Source organism: Acetobacter okinawensis, assembly GCF_002153655.1.
In the GTDB taxonomy this organism is placed as follows: Bacteria; Pseudomonadota; Alphaproteobacteria; order Acetobacterales; family Acetobacteraceae; genus Acetobacter; species Acetobacter okinawensis_A.
In genome coordinates this window covers 42,314-57,279 of the sequence record NZ_JOPJ01000020.1, presented here as the reverse complement: position 1 = coordinate 57,279, position 14,966 = coordinate 42,314, and the positions used below count along the sequence as shown (strand labels likewise).

At 58.6% G+C, this 14,966-nt stretch carries 12 protein-coding genes and 1 riboswitch; of the genes, 6 read left to right on the top strand and 6 right to left on the bottom strand.

The features are described 5' to 3' along the window. Positions 1 to 34: 34 nt before the first annotated feature. From HK26_RS09630 to ribD, 6 genes are all read right to left on the bottom strand, one after another. Positions 35 to 2,629 carry an MMPL family transporter gene (locus tag HK26_RS09630; protein ID WP_086639585.1) on the bottom strand — a complete coding sequence of 865 codons (2,595 nt, stop codon included), beginning with the start codon at positions 2,627 to 2,629 and terminating at the stop codon, positions 35 to 37. A 109-nt stretch (positions 2,630 to 2,738) separates the two neighbouring features. After that, a complete protein-coding gene (locus tag HK26_RS09625) occupies positions 2,739 to 3,749 on the bottom strand; it encodes a lysylphosphatidylglycerol synthase domain-containing protein (RefSeq protein ID WP_025826561.1) in 1,011 nt (336 codons plus the stop codon). A gap of 56 nt (positions 3,750 to 3,805) precedes the next feature. Continuing rightward, positions 3,806 to 4,294 (bottom strand): 6,7-dimethyl-8-ribityllumazine synthase, encoded by a 489-nt coding sequence (gene ribH, locus HK26_RS09620; RefSeq protein WP_025826559.1) that lies wholly within the window; start codon positions 4,292 to 4,294, stop codon positions 3,806 to 3,808. Between the two features lie 44 nt (positions 4,295 to 4,338). Next, positions 4,339 to 5,679 carry a 3,4-dihydroxy-2-butanone-4-phosphate synthase gene (gene ribB / locus HK26_RS09615; RefSeq protein ID WP_257640954.1) on the bottom strand — a complete coding sequence of 447 codons (1,341 nt, stop codon included), beginning with the start codon at positions 5,677 to 5,679 and terminating at the stop codon, positions 4,339 to 4,341. Further along, complete coding sequence (locus HK26_RS09610) at positions 5,664 to 6,266, bottom strand: riboflavin synthase (protein ID WP_086639583.1); 603 nt, start codon at positions 6,264 to 6,266, stop codon at positions 5,664 to 5,666. The genes ribB and HK26_RS09610 overlap by 16 nt, the downstream gene beginning before the upstream one ends. Then, a complete protein-coding gene (gene ribD, locus HK26_RS09605; RefSeq protein WP_086639582.1) occupies positions 6,248 to 7,300 on the bottom strand; it encodes a bifunctional diaminohydroxyphosphoribosylaminopyrimidine deaminase/5-amino-6-(5-phosphoribosylamino)uracil reductase RibD in 1,053 nt (350 codons plus the stop codon). The genes HK26_RS09610 and ribD overlap by 19 nt, the downstream gene beginning before the upstream one ends. Positions 7,301 to 7,419: 119 nt before the next feature. Beyond that, positions 7,420 to 7,566: riboswitch (FMN riboswitch) on the bottom strand. Between the two features lie 395 nt (positions 7,567 to 7,961). On the opposite strand from ribD, the gene HK26_RS09600 reads away from it, so the two are divergent. From HK26_RS09600 to gad, 6 genes are all read left to right on the top strand, one after another. Beyond that, complete coding sequence (locus tag HK26_RS09600; RefSeq protein WP_374188239.1) at positions 7,962 to 9,155, top strand: cytochrome b; 1,194 nt, start codon at positions 7,962 to 7,964, stop codon at positions 9,153 to 9,155. Beyond that, positions 9,155 to 9,931, top strand: coding sequence for a cytochrome c1 (locus tag HK26_RS09595; protein ID WP_086639580.1), 777 nt, complete (start codon positions 9,155 to 9,157; stop codon positions 9,929 to 9,931). The genes HK26_RS09600 and HK26_RS09595 overlap by 1 nt, the downstream gene beginning before the upstream one ends. A gap of 18 nt (positions 9,932 to 9,949) precedes the next feature. Continuing rightward, positions 9,950 to 10,588 carry a ubiquinol-cytochrome c reductase iron-sulfur subunit gene (petA, locus tag HK26_RS09590; RefSeq protein ID WP_086639579.1) on the top strand — a complete coding sequence of 213 codons (639 nt, stop codon included), beginning with the start codon at positions 9,950 to 9,952 and terminating at the stop codon, positions 10,586 to 10,588. 153 nt (positions 10,589 to 10,741) lie between these two features. Then, positions 10,742 to 11,293, top strand: a complete 552-nt coding sequence (locus tag HK26_RS09585) for a flavodoxin family protein (RefSeq protein ID WP_086639578.1) — start codon at positions 10,742 to 10,744, stop codon at positions 11,291 to 11,293. Positions 11,294 to 11,503: 210 nt separating this feature from the next. Then, positions 11,504 to 12,823 (top strand): outer membrane beta-barrel protein, encoded by a 1,320-nt coding sequence (locus HK26_RS09580; protein ID WP_086639577.1) that lies wholly within the window; start codon positions 11,504 to 11,506, stop codon positions 12,821 to 12,823. A 626-nt stretch (positions 12,824 to 13,449) separates the two neighbouring features. Continuing rightward, positions 13,450 to 14,874 (top strand): glutamate decarboxylase, encoded by a 1,425-nt coding sequence (gad, locus tag HK26_RS09575; RefSeq protein WP_025826542.1) that lies wholly within the window; start codon positions 13,450 to 13,452, stop codon positions 14,872 to 14,874. Positions 14,875 to 14,966 lie beyond the last annotated feature (92 nt).

The following is a 14,966-nucleotide window of genomic DNA, read 5'->3' as shown; positions in this document are numbered from 1 at the left end:
CGGGCCGCGATCACGCCCGATAGTGCATCAGGGGTCAGACATCATCCTCCGCCCGTTTGGGCAGCAGAGCCGGTACGAACACCAGTGTGCCCAACAGTGTGCAGGCCAGCGAGAGCAGCAGCAGACGCCCCATGCTGGCCGTACCGGGGTGGTGAGAGAGCGCTAGAGAGCCAAAGGCCGTACCCGTGGTCAGGGCAGAAAACAGCACCGCCCGCGCCGTGGGGGACGCCAGCGGAGATTTAACCCCATCACGCCAGTTCATAACAAAATAGATGTTAAAGGACACGCCAACCCCCAGCAGCAGGGGTAGCGCAATAATATTAGCAAAGTTCAGGGTTTCGGGCAGCAGCACAACCAGAATGACCGTCATCAGTGCAGAAAGCAGCAGCGGCGCCAGCACAAGCGCCATATCCTTGACCCTGCGCAGCGCGATGATGAGGATAATGGCGATCATGACCACCGCCGCACCCGCCGCCTGCTCAAACGCGCGCACAATGGAGCGGGCACTCTCCACAATATCCACCGCCGTGCCGGCCATGTCCGGCTCGATCTTTTGCAAGGACCCGACAAACTTGCGCAAAGCACCAGAGCTGCTCATCACCCCTTTGGGGTGCACTTCAACCAGAGCGCGGCCATCGGGTAGCAGATAGTCGTTTGCAATGCTCGGCGGCACATCATGAATGCTCACCGGACCAGCCTGTAGCATGGTCCGCAGTTGCGCCAGTTCTGGCGGCAAAAAGCGCACAAGAGCCGTGTTGGCAGCCAGCACCCGCTCGTCCGATGCTGTGGACAGACGGGCGAGAGCTGCCTGAATGCGGCGTAGCGGGTCGTTGGCAGGCAGCTTGTCCAGCACGTCTGCCAGCGCTGCTGCTGTGCTGGCGGCCGATGTCCGCAGGGCTGCTGCATCCGGGGCCGGTTTGGGGTTGGGCACAATCAGGGTGGGGAGCAGCATGGAGGCTGCATCCTGAATAAGCGCGAGTTTTTCTGGCTGCTGCGTGGGCACATATGACCCAAGCCACATGACGTCATGCACATCGGGCAATTCGTCCAGACGGTCGGCCTCCTTCTGGGCGTCTGCAAGCGATTTCACCAGCAGTTCCGCACTGTAAGGAGATGTCTGAGGGTTATCAATCAGCAGGCTCAGGGCACGCATGCCCTCGGAGTTGGGGTTTTTGGTGTGCAGCGGGTCGCCGTCAAACTGCAAGGATGGCACCAGCGCCAGCCCGATAACCGCCACCACACCAAAAAAGGCCAGAAGCCATTTGCGGTGGTGCCGGATCTGGGCATCCACCGGCTTCATCCATGCATAGCCCATGCTGGGGCAGTTCAACGGTGGGCGGCAGATGCACAGCAGCGCAGGCAGCAAGGTGGTGGTGCACACAAACGCCACCAGCATGCCAATGCCCGCAATAAGCCCCAACTGCGCCACACCCAGAAAGGCGGTAGGCGTAAACGCCAGAAAACCGGCCGAAGTCGCCAGAGCGGCAACCAGAATCTGGTGCCCCGTTTCCTCCCCTGTCATGCGCAGGGCTTCGTACATGCCTTCCCTGCCCGCAGCCTCGGGGCTTTGTGCACGAAAACGCACGGAAAACTGGATGGCAAAGTCCACCGCAATCCCCACAAACAGGATCGCAAAGGCAACAGAAATAAGGTTGAGCGTACCCACAGCCACTGCGGCAAAGCCTGTGGTCAGCAAAAGCCCCACAACCAGCGTGACAACAATGGGCAGCACCACGCGCCATGAGCGGACCGCAAGCGTCAGCCATAGCGTGACCAGCAGCAAGGAACCCACAAGCCCCGCCACCATGCCCTCGGCCACGGTGGCAAACTCTTCATCATCTAGTTGCACCTGCCCGGTCAGATGGACCTTGGCGTGACCACTGCGCACGAACTCAAGGTCTTTAATTACCCCAAGCATGGCATCCGTTGCCGCACCACCGGGCTGGAAGGAGCCATAATCAAGCACGGGCTGGGTAATGACAAACTGGTAACGCCCAGCAAGGTCGGACAACTGCCCACCCAGCAGGCGCTGCCAGGACATGGGGCTTGCCTGCCCGTCTGCTGCTTTTTCCAACGTGTTGGCAAAGCCAGTGAGTGGCGCCTGAAAACCTGCCAGATTGGCCTCTCCCTGCTTGACCCCCTGCGCAATAAGCGAGAGCGCGCCAAACAGCCCACGGGCGGAAGGGTCCTGCGCAAGAGCGGACAAAAACGGCTGGGCGGCAATTGTGTCGTTAAGAATGCCAGCAAGCGGTTTGGGCTCAAGGAACATAAGCCCGTTACGCTCAAGGTAGGGGTTGGCATCCGGCCTGTTGGCAAAAGCAAAGTGCTGGTGATCGGCTGCCAGCTTTTCTGCCAGTTGGCGGGCGGTCTCCTGCCCTTCTTCGGGCAGGTCGGCTTCCACCACCGCAACCAGCAGGTTTTCCTTCTGGGGGAACAGGCGGGCCATCTCGTCGGAACGCTGCTTCCATGCCAGACGGGGGGAGAGCATTTTGCTCGTATCCGTGGTGACGCCAAGCTGGGTCATGCCCGCATAAACGCACGCGCCGGACAACACGCAAAAAAGTGCCACGACCAGCCAAGCATGGCGCGCACAAAGGGTGATAAAACGACCTATGGGTGCAAAAAGCATGATAACCGACAAGATCCTAGAAAAGCCATGGCGTCAGGCACAAAACCGCCTTGGTTTGCCCAACAGCTTGGCACGATGCAAGTGACGATGTGGCAGAGCACTCTATCTTTTATCGCCCGGAGTGAGGAAAATGGGATTTTTCCGCGCCATTACCATGGCCGGGCCATGCGTGCTCCAGCCATTGCCACAACAGCAGCGAGGGCACGCCCCAAGCAATTTCACGCAGGCGTTTGATCAGAGAGAGCGCAATGGCAACAGGGGGGGCAATGCCAAACAGCCCGCCCACAACCATATACCCCCCCTCTGACACACCAAGCGCGCCGGGTACGGCAAACCCTGCGGATTTGGCAGCCTCCCCCACACCTTCAATCACAAAGCCAGTCGCCAACGAGCAGTCATGGCCCATAAAATGCAGGATCAGGCAGACCTCCACGGCCCCCAGCGCCCAAGCCGAAAACTGGAGGAGCAGGCTGGTCACGGCATTGCGGCGGGTCTTGTAAAGGCCAAGCACCTCCTGATGGATGCCCCGAATACCCTCTACCCCACCCCAACCCAGATGGGAGGCTATACGCTCGAGCAGTTTTTCCACCACAGCCACAGCGCCAAGCCACTGGCTGGCAAACACGGCCACACCCACAACCGCCAGCACCAGAGCGCTCTCCAGCAGCCGGTCGGTCACTGCCGAACGCCGCACAAGAGCCAGCAGCAACAACAGCCCCGAGACCGTGAACAGCACCTGACTGAGCAGTTCGAGTGTCAGGTCACAAATGGTAGCGGCCGCAGCACGGCGCAAACCCAGACCACGCTGGCCCAGCAGGCGGCTGGCAACAACCTCGCCCCCCACCTGCGCGACGGGGAGCAGGTTGTTCACCCCCTCACGCACACAGCGGAGCATGAAAAAATCCCGCAAGGGTAGATGGGGGGCAAGGTCACGCCGCGCGATAATACGCCACGCCTGCGCGGAAAGAGAGACCTGAACGCTATGAAAAACAATGGCGGCAAGGATTCCCCAGCCGCCCGTCATGACCAGTGCAAAAATAGCCTGCGCGCCAAAGCGCGAGAGCATCCATACCGTAAGGCCCAGCCCCAGAACACCGGCGACAAGAGTGATACGCTTCATGCGGTCTCCCCATTTTCTGCCCGAGGCTGCGCCATGCTGGCCTGTGATGCCTGTTTTTATCCCTCCCTGATCTGGCGGAGCAGCGCAAGGGATTCCACACAGGCCGCAGCGGCTTCACGCCCTTTATTATGCACATCATCCGAAGAACGCACAGTGGCCTGTTCTTCTGTATAGGTTGTCAAAATACCAAATGCGACCGGCACTTCCGTAGCAAGGCTTGCCTGAATGATGCCCATGGTCGCCCCAAGGCTGATGAACTCAAAATGCGCGGTATCGCCCTTGACCACACAGCCCAGGCAGATCACCCCTTCATACCGTCCGCTTTTGGCCAGTGCCTGTGCAAGCAGGGGCATTTCAAACGCGCCGGGGGCTGCAAACACATCGCCCGGTGTTACGGCAATACCGTGCTCACCCAGCCATGCAATGGCGCCATCACGCAGCCCGCCGGTCACTGTCTCATTAAACCGGCTGACGACCAGCGCCAGACGCGGAGCCGGGGAAAGTGCCTTGAGGTCAGGCAGAGTAACGGGGGAACGTGTACCCATAAGTCATGTTATCCTTGTTAAAACGCGTGGTCTTGTAAAACAGATCAGGCCGGGACCGTGTGCATGGCGGGCTGGGGCGAATCACAGCTCAGGTGGTGACCCATACGCTGGCGCTTGGCGTGCAGATAGGCGCGGTTGAAGGTGTTGGCCGGAATTTCCAGCCCCAGCCTGCGCCGTACCACAAAGCCCTGGCTCTCCAGCGCGCGCACCTTGTCGGGGTTGTTGGTCAGCAGGTCAAGCTGCCCCACGCCAAGGCTGCGCAGAACACCCGCAGCCGCACGCCAGTCGCGCATATCGGTTGCAAAACCCAGCCTGTGGTTGGCCTCTACTGTGTCCAGCCCGGCATCTTGCAGTTCGTAGGCGCGGATTTTGTTGACAAGGCCAATGCCGCGCCCTTCGTGCCCACGCACGTAAACCAGCACACCACAGTCCGCCTGCCCGATGGCGCGCAAGGCGGCCTGTAACTGGGAACCACAGTCACACCGCAAGGAACCCAGCGCATCACCCGTCACACATTCGGAATGCAGGCGTACCAGCGGCACCGGCCCTGCGGGGCGCACATCGCCCTTAACCAGTGCGACATGCTCCACGCCGCTGTCGTCCTTGAAGGCGTGGATCACCAGATCATCCCCACCATACACGCTGGGCAGGGCGGCCTCGGCCAGATCGGCCAACCCTTCCTCCCCCTGTGTGGCAGGCTGGGCGGGTTGGGTCTGCTCCAGTGGGGCCAGACCATGCGCCCCGATCCATTCCACCAGTTCGGCAATGGAAATGATGGGCATGTCATGCTGGCGGGCGAACACATCCAACTGGGGGCGGCGCGCCATTGTGCCGTCCTCGTTCAGAATTTCGCAGATCACGGCTGCGGGCTTCAGCCCGGCAAGGCGCAGCAGGTCAATGGAGCCTTCGGTATGGCCAATACGCGCCAGCACACCACCGGGTTCAGCCCGCAGGGGGAAGATATGCCCCGGAGAAGCAATGTCGGCCGGCCCTGCACCATCGGCTGCGGCAACGCACACCGTCCGGGCACGATCTGCGGCGGAAATACCCGTACTCACCCCCTCACGCGCCTCGATCGAGACCGTAAAGGCCGTGCCATACTGCGCGGTGTTATCGCTCTGGCGCACCATCATGGGCAGTTCAAGCTGCGCCACGCGCTCGGCGGTCAGGGGTAGGCAGACCAGACCACGGGCATGGGTGATCATGAAGTTCATGGCCTGCGGGGTCATGAACTCCGCAGCCATAACGAGGTCACCCTCGTTTTCGCGGTCCTCATCATCCACCATCACCACCATGCGTCCGGCGCGTACGGCAGCCAGTGCGCGCAGCAGGCGCTCGGAAGGCTGGAGCGGTGCGGTCTGCCCCTGTGTCATTTTGTCTGACATTGTGCCTCCACATATTTTGCAATGATGTCCACTTCCACATTCACGGCATCTCCCGCGCGGAGCGTGCCCAGCGTGGTGTGTTCCCATGTGTGCGGAATAATCATGAGGGCAATACGGAACACGTCCCCATGCACTGCTCCCACCTCGTTCAGTGTCAGGCTGATCCCGTCGAGTGCGACGGAGCCTTTTTCCACCATGTAGCGCCGCAGGGTGGCTGGCACGTCAAACTCCACACGCCGTGCATCCCCCACAGGAGTTGCGCCGACAAACCGGGCCAGCCCATCCACATGCCCCTGCACAATATGGCCGGAAAGACGGGTGGAAGGCGTAACCGCGCGTTCCAGATTAACACGCGCCCCTGCTGTGAGGGTGCCCAGCATGGTACGGTCCAGTGTTTCCCCACTCACAAAAAAGCGTACGGGGGCGTTCTGCGCCGGGGCTACTGCGGTCAGGCAGACGCCGTTCACGGCAATGCTCTCACCCTCCGCCACGTCGGCAAGCCCGGTCTGTACTTCCAGCATAAGGGAGTGCGCCCCCTGCTCCACCGCAAGGACCTGACCGAGAGATTCTATAATACCGGAAAACATGCCTGCTCCTGCGTGCATCGTGCCCATTCGGGAAAAAGCGAAAGGGGGGAAATGTCGTGTCGGGTTGAAACAGAAAAATGGTCGCGTCCCTGCGCGTCCTGCCCAATACTCAGCCAGTCATCCCACAGGTTCTGCGCGCACAGGGCGCGCAGCAGGGTGGGGCCTGCCTCCACCATGACCCACAGGGCCGGAGTTGTGGCCAGCAGAGCTGGTAGGTCAGAACAATCGGGGCAGAACAATACGTCAAACCGCTGTTCCGCCTGCTCCAGCCAGTTGGAAGGTACATTGCGCGACGCCCCGCATACCACCAGCACTCGCCGCCGGTTAGGGTGGTCGGGCACATGCCGCACGGTAAAGGAGGGCAGGTCAGCCCGCACTGTACCCGTGCCGGTGACAAGGCCATCAGTCACGCGCCGCAGGGCATGGGCAAACTGGAGCGACTGAGGCGTTGTAAAGGTTTTGTGGCCCACAGGCGGCACCATGCTGCCCTGAGCGTTAACCGCCTGTTTGACCGTAATCCACGGCCGCCCATGCACCATACGCCACGCAAACGGAGCCAGCAGCGCCCGGCAACGCGCCATGTATGCCGCCCCGTTGGGAGCCTGCTCCAGCCAGCGTACCGTCAGCCCTTTGGCCTGCAAATATGCGGCTCCACCACCGGGTACATGGGGGTTGGGGTCTGCGCAGCCGATCCACACCGTCTGCACCGGGGTGGACAGCAGGGCCTGCGTGCACGGGGGGGTGCGGCCCGTATGGTTGCAAGGCTCAAGTGTAACCACAGCGGTGTGAATACGCTCCACCACGCCAAGGGCACGCGCCTGCTCCACGGCCAGACGCTCGGCATGCAATTCACCCGCCTTATGGTGGGCGGCAATAACCAGCACGTTGCCCTGCACGTCCAGCAGCACACACCCTACGGCGGGGTTGGGTGCTGTCTGCCCTGCAAAACGCCATGCCTCTGACACGGCAAGGTCAAACGCCGCGCCCACACGCTCTGGCAATGCGTAGGAGAAAGATTGTGAAAAACTGTTCACCCTGCTCTCTTCAGTCCATACCTGCACGTTACAGACGGACTCAGGGCGTCAAAAAAGGATACGCACTTCCTGCTCGCAGCCGGATTCCGGGCTTGCGGACAAAAAGCGAGTCTCTCTTTTTCCGTTCTCTTTCATCCGGACTGTGACCGTCGGCTCCGGAATTGCACCGGATCTGCTGACCCTGCCAAAGCAGGCGCTCGCGGGCTTGAAGGGACAGGCCCCCCTTTACCGCCGGTAGGGAATTACACCCTGCCCTGAGAACGTCGCACCCGCACACACGCGGCTGCATCTGCATAGTATGATGGGACCAACACCCACAGGTTGCAAGGGCAAAACGCTTCACATCTGCTTATACCACGTTGCGCACTGACACAGATAAGAAGAAAATCATTACAAATGCGACCCAAAAACGCACCCTGAGCCGCAAGCCCCTTTGTCTGGCATGGCGAGCCTGTTAAGAGAGACCGACGTAAGCCAGCCCCCTGACCCGATGCGCGTAAGGGTGGCCCTTTTTGCAACCGTAAGTTCAAGGCAGGTTTTTCTTGCGCGTTCCGTGTTTTTTTCATCCCGTCATGTGCGTGGTGCCTGCTGGCATTCCTCTTACCCTCATGGACCAGCCATGACCCAGCCAGACCCGGTGACCAGACCCAACACCCCCGCCATGACCGGCCTTGCCGGATGGGTGGAGGCACGCCTGCCTGTTATTTCCGCCTTCCGGGCCGAATATATTGACTTCCGCCTGCCCCGTAACCTGAACGGGCTGTGGAACTTTGGCGCCATTCTTACGGTTGTCCTGATGCTTATGCTGGCCACAGGCATTTTTCTGGCCATGAATTACACCTCCACCAATGCCGGGGCTTTTCTGTCGGTCGAAGCCATAGACCGCCAGCTTGCCGGTGGGTGGCTGCTGCGGGCCATGCACATGACCGGGGCCAACCTGTTTTTGGCTGCTCTTTACGTCCATCTGTTCCGCGGGTTGTATTACGGTTCCTACAAAGCCCCGCGTGAACTGCTGTGGCTGAGCGGGCTGGTTCTGCTGCTGCTGGTCATGGCGACAGCCTTTGCCGGTTACATGCTGCCGTGGGGACAGATGTCCTACTGGGGGGCGGATGTGATTACAAAAGCCGTGGGGGCCGTACCCGGCATTGGTCCGGACCTTGAGCACATCATGGCCGGGGGGGACCATCTGGGGGATGTGTTCTTGCACCACTTTTTTGTGCTGCACTTCCTGCTCGCATTTGCCATTGTCGCGGTGGTGGGGCTGCACGTCACCCTTGTGCACGTCAACGGCTCCAACAACCCGCTGGGCATTGAGCCACGTACCCCCAAGGATACCGTACCGTTCTACCCCTACTACATCAGCAAGGATCTGGTGGGGCTGATCCTGTTTGCCATGGTGTTTGCCGCCCTGATGTTCTTCTGGCCCAATGTGCTGATCGAGGCGGATAACTACACCCCGGCAGACCCCATGCACACGCCTGCCGATATTGAGCCAGAATGGTATTTTCTACCTTTTTATGGGCTACTCCAGTCTGTACCTTCCAAATTCGGGGGGCTGCTGGCTTCCGCCGCGTCCCTGCTGATCCTTTTTGCGCTTCCGTGGCTGGACCGCTCACCTGTGCGTTCCATGCGTTTTCGCCCCCTATGCCGTATTGGCCTGTTCGGGCTGGTGGCGGCCTTTATTCTGCTCGCCGCAGCAGGTAAGCACCATGCGCAGGGTGGATGGCTGATTGTGGCGCGGCTGGCCGGGATTTATTACTTCAGCTACTTTGTTGTGCTGCTCCCCCTTGTCTCCCGCAGGGAAAAAACACGCCCGCTCCCCTCCTCCATTTTTGCGGCGGAAGGAAAGCGCTGATGCCCCCCCATATCTATCGCCCTGTCGCAGGGCTGCTGATCGCCCTTGGCCTGTCTGGTGCTGCACTGGCTAATGAACCGGACAAAGCGCCTCCTCATCAGGCATGGAGCTTTGAGGGGCCTTTGGGTCAGTACGACCAGAGCAGCCTGCAACGCGGTTTTATCGTGTTCCAGCACGTCTGCTCCACCTGCCACGGCATGCGCAACCTGACCTATGCCGACCTGGCAGGCATTGGCCTGACCCAGCAGCAGATTGCGGAAACGGCAAAGACCAAACCACAGCCCGGCGCACCAGATGCCACAGGCCAGCCCACCATGCGCCCGGGCCTGCCTGATGACCACCTGAACTCCCCCTTCCCCAACGATGCGGCTGCGGCGGCCATGATGGGGGGCATTGCCCCCCCTGATCAGTCCCGTCTGGCCATGACCCACCCCGGCGGGCCGGACTGGCTCTATGCCTTCCTGACCGGTTACCGCATGCCCCCACCGGCGGACGCACCCGTAGTGCCGGGCAAGTTTTATAACGACTGGGCAGCAGGCCATATGATTGGCATGCCCCCACCACTGATGAACGGCATGATCCAGTACCCCGATGGCACCCCCGCCACGGTGGAACAGCAGGCGCGCGATATTACCACCTTTCTGGTCTGGGCGTCCGATCCGCACCGCAATGAACGCCACAGCATTGGCAAGGCCGTTATGGCCTACCTGATCGTCCTGCTTGCGCTGGCCATTGCATGGAAACGCAAAATCTGGAAACGCCTGAAAACGCAGTAAAGAAAGCACGCAACAACCATGACACGCGAGACTGACACCACCCCAGCTCCCGAACAGGCTCCCGGCCGCCGTGACTTTCTGGGCATGGTCACCACGGCTGGCACGGTCACAGGCATTGCGGCCTGCGCCATTCCGTTTGTACAAAGCCTGCAACCCCAGGACAGCGCCGCTGCCCACCTGCCTGTTGATGTGGACATTACCCATCTGGCCCCCGGGCAACAGATGATCGCCGTGTGGCAGGGTAAACCTGTTTTTATCATCCGCCGCACACCACAGGAACTGGCCAGCCTGCAGAATGCGGAACTGAGCGCACAGCTCAAGGATGCCAGTTCCACCGCCAACCAGCAGCCGGGTTATGCCCGCAACTGGCACCGCTCCCTGACCCCGGAATTTGGTATTTATGTTGGCATCTGCACCCATCTGGGCTGCGTCCCGGCCTACACCCCGCCGCAGGGGTCCGGGCCGGAGGCATCCGGCGGATACGGCTGCCCCTGCCACGGCTCCAAATTTGATCTGGCTGGCCGGGTGCAAAAAGGGGCCCCTGCCCCGTACAACCTGCCTGTCCCACCCTACGCCATGCCCTCCGCAACGGTGATCCGGCTGGGCGAAAACCCTAAAGGGGAGACATTCGACTTTTCCACGATCGAGCAGATCTGAGCGGCACCCCCGCTCGCCCTGCCCCCTGCATCTCATACCTGTGGTGTGAGATGCTTTTGCCCAAAAGCAGCTTATCGCACACGCCGGACTACGCCATGCTCCGTAGCACAAGAGCCAGCCCTTGGGGTCTGACCCACACACGGAGATGCTGACATGTCTGATATTGTTGTTGTTTATCACTCTGGTTATGGCCACACCCGCAAGGTGGCCGAACACCTTGCCAAGGCTGCCGAAGCCGAACTGCTGGCCATTGATGACAACGGTGACCTGCCCGAAAGCGCATGGGACAAGCTGGCACAGGCCAAAACCATTGTTTTTGGTGCTCCCACCTATATGGGCAACGTAAGCTGGCAGTTTAAAAAATTCGCGGATGCCACATCCAAAATCTGGTACATGCGTGGCTGGCAGAACAAACTGTTTGCTGGCTTTACCAACAGCGCAAGCCCGGTGGGGGACAAGGGGCTGACCCTGTCCTGGCTGCAAACTCTGGCTGCACAGCACGGCGGCCTGTGGATTAGCCTTGGCATGCTGCCCTCCAACACCAAAGCTGCCAAAAATACGGACCTGAACGCCCTAGGGGGTTCCACCGGCCTGCTGGTACAAAGCCCATCCGACGCCAGCGTGGACGAAATTCCGCAAGGTGGGCTGGATACGGCAGCCGCTTTTGGCACGCGGATTGCTGATATTACAAAGAAATTTGTATAAGACGGTTTAAAATACAATTAAAAACTGATTTTATTCAGCTTTACATAAAACTGCGCGCATAAATATTTTACATAAAGGCGGTTATCACGGAACTGTGATAACCGCCTTTATGGTTTTTGTTTTATTTTGAAAGTGGAATGTTACCAATCCAACTGGTCCCATAACGACAGCATACACATCTAAATAATAAATAACGCGGGAATCTGAGACATGCATCTGCCCAGAAAAAAATCAGGTCTTGCCCTTGCCCTGAGCGTTGCCTCCGTTCTGGTGGCTGTTCCCGTCAAATCAGCAAAGGCTCAGGTTCACCCTTTTTCGGCTTTTTCCAGCGGTGGCTCGGACCTGTCACACTGGCTGTCGGATGTCACCCTGATCGGGCAAATTGAAGGGGGCATTATGGCCAACCCCGCACGCCCCAACCCCGGTTATAACTTTGGGGACTTTCTGGCAGACCATGCCAATCAGGTGCAGTTGAATCAGGCAGAATTCACACTTTCCAAAGCCATAGATACCAGCAAGAACACTTACCAGATCGGCTTTACGCTGGAAGGGCTTTATGGCTCGGATGCACGATACTACCATCTGGTCGGCATCTCCGATCAGGAATGGAAGTCCCGCTACCAGCTTATTCCCGCACAGGCCCATATTGATGTCCACCTGCCGTGGCTGACATCTGGCGGGCTGGATATGCAGGCCGGTATTCTACAGGCCCCCATGGGTGTGGAAGGGCTGGACCCAGCCTCCCGCGCTTTTTACACACTGGCGTATACCTCCGAATATTCCGTGCCGTTCCAACATGTTGGGGCCATGTTCAACTGGCACGTAACCCCCATACTGGACGTGACATTCGGGATTGATACGGGGAACCAGACAACCTTTGGCGCATCGGACAACAACAGTCGCCCTGCTGGGTATTTTGGTTTTAACCTGAACAATCTGGCCGGTGGCAAGCTGCGCATTGTTGAACTCAGCCGCGTTGGGCCAGAAAACTCATGGCGGGCACTTGGCGATCATTATGAAGCCGACCACGCACAACGCTTCTGGAACGATATTAACGCGACCTATCAGGTCAATGACAAGCTGACCCTGACAGCAGAGTTCAACTACCTGCATGATGAAGGCATTCGTGGCATTGGTGCACGCGGCCAGTTTGCTGGCACGGATGCGGAGAGCTTTGTCAGCTTCCTCAGCTACAAGATCAACAAGGACTTCACCTTCAATTACCGTGGCGAAATCTACCGCGACAACACCAACTCCATGGTTGCCACCTTCCGTGGGAACAACTCTTACATGAACGCCATTGCCGGACGGCCGTATGATACGGTGCCGGGTGCAAGTGGCCATGGCACCACCTATGGCGACCTCTCGCTCAACGTAGCCTACCGCCCTGACCTTGGGCACCATGTCCGCGTTTTCCAGCTTCGTCCGGAAATCCGCTTTGACCGCGCACTCAACAGCACCACCCCCTTTAATGGCGGCAACAACAACGGCATGTTCACCTTTGGCGGAGATGCGGTAATTGGTTTTTAACACGCTGCGCACCTCGACCTGACAGCACGCATGCCCCAACAGGCAAACCAGACAGTCTGAAAAGACTGTCTGCCCGCCCCATGCCCTGACACGCCCCTACCAACAAGGGGCGTGGTCTACGCCCCCATCATCCGCATGGTTTTGGCTCTGGCATACATGCGTGCGGGAGGCGGCTTTTTTAACCCCACCATTTTTATGTAACGCAAACATCTGCACCAAGCCAGATGACCTGCGCCAAATATTAACACCCCCACTTCCAGCCCCCAGACAATGCAGATACATCCAAAACCCCCTGCATGAATGCCGAAACATTTGGGAGTGACAATGGAACAGACGTACCTCACACCTCCTACACTGCAAAAATATTAATTAAAATATAAATTAACGCACTGATAACTATAAAATACTATAATTTAAACATAATTGTAAAATAACATCATTTGTTAATTCAAATATAACCATATCGTTATTTGATAAAAACTTAACTTATATTCCATTATCGGAACAAATATTTGTATTGTCTTCCACCTTGGCATTGTTTAATTGATTTGTGTCAATTTCCATATTTGCAGGCCGTGTTATTGCCCCGTCTTCGGTTAACAGCACGAGCTTGAAAGGTCATCCAGATGCCGATTCAGGAAAAGCCAGCCTCGCATGAAGTCGATGCCGACCTGTATGCGACCCGATCTGCGGGAATCACGGTTCCCAAATTCCGCTTTCCCAAAGGCGAGATGCGCCCTGACGTGGCTGAAGCCCTCATCCGCGACGAACTGTTCCTGGACGGGAACGCACGCCAGAACCTTGCCACCTTCGGGCAGACGTGGATGGAGCCGGAAATTCATCGCCTGATGGATCTGGCCATCGACAAGAATATGATCGACAAGGACGAGTACCCCGCCACAGCGGAAATCGAACGTCGTTGCGTCAGCATTCTGGCCGATCTGTGGAACGCCCCCGAGCTGAACCGCTCCATCGGCTGTGCCACCATTGGCTCCAGCGAAGCCGCCATGCTGGGTGGCCTTGCCCTGAAGTGGCGCTGGCGCGAAAAAGCCAAGGCAGCCGGGCGCCCCACTGACCGCCCGAACATTGTAACTGGCCCCGTACAGGTCTGCTGGCACAAGTTTGCCCGGTATTTTGATGTTGAAATCCGCGAAATTCCGCTTGAAAAAGACCGGATCAGCATGAATGCCGAGGAAGTGCTGAAGCGGGTTGATGAAAACACGATTGGCGTTATGCCAACCTTTGGCGTGACCTTTACCTGCCAGTACGAACCCGTTGCTGAAATTGCAGCCGCACTGGACAAACTGCAGGCCGAAACCGGGCTGGATATTCCCATCCATGTTGATGCGGCCTCCGGCGGCTTTACAGCCCCCTTTAAAGAGCCGGACATGGAGTGGGACTTCCGCCTGCCCCGCGTCTGCTCGATCAACGCGTCCGGCCACAAATATGGCCTTGCTCCGCTGGGCGTGGGCTGGGTTGTGTGGAAAGACAAGACCGACCTGCCGGATGACCTGATTTTCTGGGTCAACTATCTTGGCGGCAACATGCCCACATTTGCGCTGAACTTCTCGCGTCCGGGCGGTCAGATCATTGCGCAGTATTATCTGTTCCTGCGTCTTGGCCGCGAAGGCTACCGCCGCCTGCTCGACAATATGTACGACACGGCCGGGCATATTGCGCAGGAAATTGTCAAGATTGGCCCGTTCCATCTGTTTTTTGATGGTGACAGCAAAAAGGGCATTCCCGGTGTGTCGTGGACGCTGGAGGGGAACCCGGGTTGGTCGCTCTTTGACCTTTCCGACCGTCTGCGCACACGTGGCTGGCAGGCTGCGGCTTATACGATGCTGCCCAACATTACCGATGTTGTTGTCATGCGTGTTCTGGTCCGCCACGGCTTTACCCGTGATATGGCCGACCTCTTCCTTGCAGATGTGAAGCGCTCCATTGATTATCTTGAGGCCCACAAGCCCGCAACACCACTGGGCGCAGCAGGGCAGAAAACACCACACCATGCGTTTTCAAAAGACACGGTGCCCGCAAAGGCTCCGTAACACCGGTCTTTGTAACGTTTAGTACCTGATAAAACTGCCACGCTCTTTGTTGGAACGTGGCAGTTTTTTTCATTTTGTCCCAAACTTTTTTC

Coding starts and splice junctions, on each gene's coding strand:
- HK26_RS09595 (WP_086639580.1), top strand. CDS start 9,155: ATGCCCCCCCATATCTATCGCCCTGTCGCAGGGCTGCTGATCGCCCTT.
- ribH (WP_025826559.1), bottom strand. CDS start 4,294: ATGGGTACACGTTCCCCCGTTACTCTGCCTGACCTCAAGGCACTTTCC.
- petA (WP_086639579.1), top strand. CDS start 9,950: ATGACACGCGAGACTGACACCACCCCAGCTCCCGAACAGGCTCCCGGC.
- HK26_RS09580 (WP_086639577.1), top strand. CDS start 11,504: ATGCATCTGCCCAGAAAAAAATCAGGTCTTGCCCTTGCCCTGAGCGTT.
- HK26_RS09600 (WP_374188239.1), top strand. CDS start 7,962: ATGACCGGCCTTGCCGGATGGGTGGAGGCACGCCTGCCTGTTATTTCC.
- HK26_RS09625 (WP_025826561.1), bottom strand. CDS start 3,749: ATGAAGCGTATCACTCTTGTCGCCGGTGTTCTGGGGCTGGGCCTTACG.
- ribB (WP_257640954.1), bottom strand. CDS start 5,679: ATGTCAGACAAAATGACACAGGGGCAGACCGCACCGCTCCAGCCTTCC.
- HK26_RS09630 (WP_086639585.1), bottom strand. CDS start 2,629: ATGCTTTTTGCACCCATAGGTCGTTTTATCACCCTTTGTGCGCGCCAT.
- gad (WP_025826542.1), top strand. CDS start 13,450: ATGCCGATTCAGGAAAAGCCAGCCTCGCATGAAGTCGATGCCGACCTG.
- HK26_RS09610 (WP_086639583.1), bottom strand. CDS start 6,266: ATGTTTTCCGGTATTATAGAATCTCTCGGTCAGGTCCTTGCGGTGGAG.
- HK26_RS09585 (WP_086639578.1), top strand. CDS start 10,742: ATGTCTGATATTGTTGTTGTTTATCACTCTGGTTATGGCCACACCCGC.